Origin of the sequence: Mycobacterium sp. SMC-17, from assembly GCF_045310915.1 — a bacterium.
GTDB lineage: Bacteria > Actinomycetota > Actinomycetes > Mycobacteriales > Mycobacteriaceae > Mycobacterium.
Map to the genome: position 1 here is coordinate 1 of NZ_JBJIAK010000116.1, position 3,497 is coordinate 3,497.

4 protein-coding genes are annotated in these 3,497 nt (G+C 63.5%); 1 reads left to right on the plus strand and 3 read right to left on the minus strand.

Features of this window, described 5'->3' with window-relative positions; translation table 11 throughout:
• Positions 1 to 56: 56 nt before the first annotated feature.
• Positions 57 to 1,229: a hypothetical protein gene (locus ACJH7A_RS30140; protein WP_043988433.1), complete on the minus strand. Its 1,173-nt coding sequence runs from the start codon at positions 1,227 to 1,229 to the stop codon at positions 57 to 59.
• Positions 1,230 to 1,520: 291 nt separating this feature from the next.
• Between ACJH7A_RS30140 and ACJH7A_RS30145 the strand changes: the two genes are divergently transcribed.
• On the plus strand, positions 1,521 to 1,676 hold the full coding sequence (locus ACJH7A_RS30145) for a hypothetical protein (RefSeq protein ID WP_162563331.1): 156 nt from the start codon (positions 1,521 to 1,523) through the stop codon (positions 1,674 to 1,676).
• A 218-nt stretch (positions 1,677 to 1,894) separates the two neighbouring features.
• On the opposite strand, the gene ACJH7A_RS30150 is transcribed toward ACJH7A_RS30145, so the two are convergent.
• Positions 1,895 to 2,218 carry a helix-turn-helix transcriptional regulator gene (locus tag ACJH7A_RS30150; RefSeq protein ID WP_043988434.1) on the minus strand — a complete coding sequence of 108 codons (324 nt, stop codon included), beginning with the start codon at positions 2,216 to 2,218 and terminating at the stop codon, positions 1,895 to 1,897.
• Positions 2,215 to 3,261, minus strand: a complete 1,047-nt coding sequence (locus ACJH7A_RS30155) for a tyrosine-type recombinase/integrase (protein WP_079481836.1) — start codon at positions 3,259 to 3,261, stop codon at positions 2,215 to 2,217. Before ACJH7A_RS30155 ends, ACJH7A_RS30150 begins: the two co-directional genes overlap by 4 nt.
• Positions 3,262 to 3,497 lie beyond the last annotated feature (236 nt).

Consider the following 3,497-nt stretch of genomic DNA (forward strand, 5'->3'; position numbering starts at 1 on the left):
GACTGGCGGACGGTCTATATTCGTGTGTGCTGTATTCGGCACTGTTCTCCTTCATTTCATCGGGCCTGCTGGCGTGCGAGTAGATATTCGGATTGGTCTTGTTGACCGAACTTGGCCCACATCGTGGTTGCCGATGCGCTGAGGCCGAGCTGGGTGGCGACGACAGCTGCGGGCAGATCACTGGTGAGGGCGACCATGGCGTAGTTGCGGCTGAGACGTGTTGGGATGCCGGCGGCTGTGAGCTTCACGCTGAGCGTGGTGCTGTGGATCGACTCATGGGGCCGTGCCCCGGGAAACAGGTGGTAGGCGTCGCCGTCGGGCGTGCTTGCTCGCGGGTTGTCCGATGCTTGGCGGGCGAGTTGACTGACGAGTTCGCCGACGGGTGCGGGTAGCTCGATCGGGTGTTGCGCCAGCGCCAGGTGGGTCCGCTTGCCGTCGATGCCAACATCGGCCGTGGTGAGCGCCTTGATCTGAACCAATCGCGGACCATAGAGCAGCACCAGCAGCCCAGCCACTCGGATGGACAGCTCGATGTCTGTGGACATGTCCAACAGGTCGGTGATTCGCTGCCGGTGTTCGGTCTCGTCGCTGATCTCGCTGGGCCACTGGCGCTGGATCCGTTGGGCAGTCACACCGTCGACGATGCCGCGCTTGCCCAGCCAGGTGACGAAGCCGGAAATGCTCTTGGTCCGCTCGCGGTTACCGGCCGTCCAGCCATCGAGGATCGCCTGGGTCAGCTCACCGATCTGGTGTCCGGATGCCTCGAGGTGTTCGATCAGGCGCTGCGCCGTGCGGATGCGTTCGCGGCTGGAATCGGCTGCGTAAGTGGTGAATCCACGGCGGGCGGCCCGACGTCGGGCGGTGCGCAGCACGCCCCAGCGGGCGTAGGGCGCCAACACCGCGCCCTGGTGCGGTGGTAGAGCTGCGGTGTATTCGTCGATCCAGGTTTCGAACCGCTCGAGTTGCTCGTCGCGACGCGGCAGGATCTGTGCCCGTACGAGTAGCGCACGCACGTAGTGGCGAGCGTATCCGGGTGGGCAAGCGTCGACGTCGGCGTGGGTCAACTCGCCGTCGGCGTTGGCCAGTAGGCGCAGGAAATGCTGGGTGCGCGCCTTGATGAGCCAGCGCATCGTCGAATCGGCGCGGCCGTGCTGGGCGAGAACGTCCGGCAGTCCAGCGAGATCCTGACTGATGGTTCCGTCGTGCGAGGTCAGCAGTTCGCGTGTCATGCGCACGATGGAGCAGTTCAGGCAGGTGTTTTCGTAGTGTTGCGGTCCGGCTTGGCCGCACGTTGTGCAGACGTAGTCGGTGGAACTGCCGACGCAGGGTCCGCAGGCCAGCTCGCCTGCAGTGGTGCGTCCGATGAGGACTTTGGCCGTGCCGCAACCGGCGCATGTCGCGGGGTGTTGTGTTGACCGCTTGTAGCAGGGGATGCAGACCGGGCCGAGTGGCCAATGTGTATGTACGGGTTGCATTTTCGAGCACAGACTGCACACGAATTCGCGGGTGTGCGCGCAGCGATGGCACAGGTCAACTGTTCCCTGCTGCACGCGCACCGCGATTTTTCGGACGCGTCCGCACTTGCCGCACTGACGCTGCGGCGCTGTGTAGCAGCGCTGGCAGAGCGGACCTTCGGCAGTGATCTTCTTGGCGTGATCGAGTCGGCCGCATCCTGAGCACACATACTTGGGGCGAGCGCAGTTGCTGCACAACGGTTTTCCGTCAGCCGTGCGCCGTGACGGGTTCTTGGAACGTCCGCAGACCGAGCACTGTTCCATCCGCGCGGGGTCATTGCGGTAGCACCGTTTGCAGATGCCACCACCAGGAGTGCGCGCAGCGCGCTCGGCCAGTCGGCCGCAGCGGGCGCAGACGTGTTTCGGGGGCGCAGCGACGCTCATGATCCGCTCCCCGGCCGCTTGATGGTGGTGCGACGCGTTGTGATCGCAGTGACGTTGTCGCCACCGGCGGCCTTGCGCGGTGATGCTTCGGTGACGCGCGGTTCGATCAAGTCATTCGGGGTGCAGTCCAAGATGTCGCACAACGCAACCAGGGTGTTCATGCTCAGTCGTTGCGGCTGGCCGGTGACCAGGCGATAGGTCTGCTCACGGGAGAGCGCGACGCCCCGATCCGCCAGGTGCGGTTGCAGGTCGGTCGTCGAAAACATCCCGCGTTCAGCCATTTTGGTGCGCAGGTGCCACGCATAGTCCATGGTCCTCATTGCGGCGGCCTCGGTCCGAGCTCGTCGCCGTAGCGGGCGTGCATGGCGTTCGACAGAATCCGGTTGCGGTACTCGTTGGACACACCGATATAGACGGCGGTCGTCGAGGAGAACGAGTGGCCAACCTGCTCCTGAATGAAACGCTCTGGGTAGTCAAACTCGACCAGATGCGTCACAAACGAGTGGCGCAGGCAGTGCAAATTCAGCGTGGGATCGATGCCGGCCAGATCACGCACCTCGGTGAAGACGGTGTTGATCGTCCGGGCGCCGATCCGCGTACCACGTTCGGTCAGCCACAACGCGGGCTTCTTGTCGGCCGGGAACTGCGGGCGCACGTCGGTCAGATAGTGGTCCAGGATGTCCACGATCCAGCTCATCTCGGGGACGGTGAGCACGGTGCGCCGCTTCGCCGGTCCTCCGCGCGAGGCTTTGCCGTGCCGGACCGTGAACGATCCGAACCTGCCGAAGTCGCCCATCTTCGAATTGCGGCGCAGGTCAACAACATCGGCGTGAGCGGCCTCGTTGCGGCGCAGCCCGTAGGCGTAGATGAACTTCAGCATGGCTGCATCGCGCAGAGCCGTCATCGCACCCTTGCGGCCGCGTGAACGGATCGTCTCGACTCGGCCGTCGGCCGCGTCGAACAGCGCCTGAACCTCGTCGTAGGTCAGCGGGCGCCGTGACGGATCACCTTCGTACTCCCCGACGTGCAGGATCGAGTTGTCGTCGTGGAAGACCTGCTGCGGGGTTTGCCCGAACTGCTGCGCGCAATCAGCGAACCAGCCGTACCGCTGATCAAGCAGGTACTCGCAGAAGACCCGAATGTCGATCTCATAGTTACGTGCCGTCGAGAACCGCAATGGCGAAGAGCCCGAACGCAATTCGCTGATCCACGCCTCACCCTCAGACGGCGTCCACTGCCACGGATAAAGGCCCGAGAACTCCGCGAAACGGCGCACCAGCCGAAGGCGCGGCGCGATCGTGGAATCCTTCAAGAACCGCGCTCGCTGCTGTTTCTCCCAGCCCTGCAACATGGCCTCGAACATCGCTCGTTGCGGTTCGAGATGGACAACATTGGGCGCCGATACACGCTCGGCCGAGCCTTCGAGATTATTGGTCACGACACATGTTGTAACAGATGCATCATTGATGCGTTGGACATCGGGGGCGTGTTGACCACCGGCAATCGGTGCCGAAGTCTCACCCCCCGGCGCCCGACCTGCTACAACGGACAACATTGCTACCCAACCAATGTTGCATCAGATGACAATATTTCCTCATT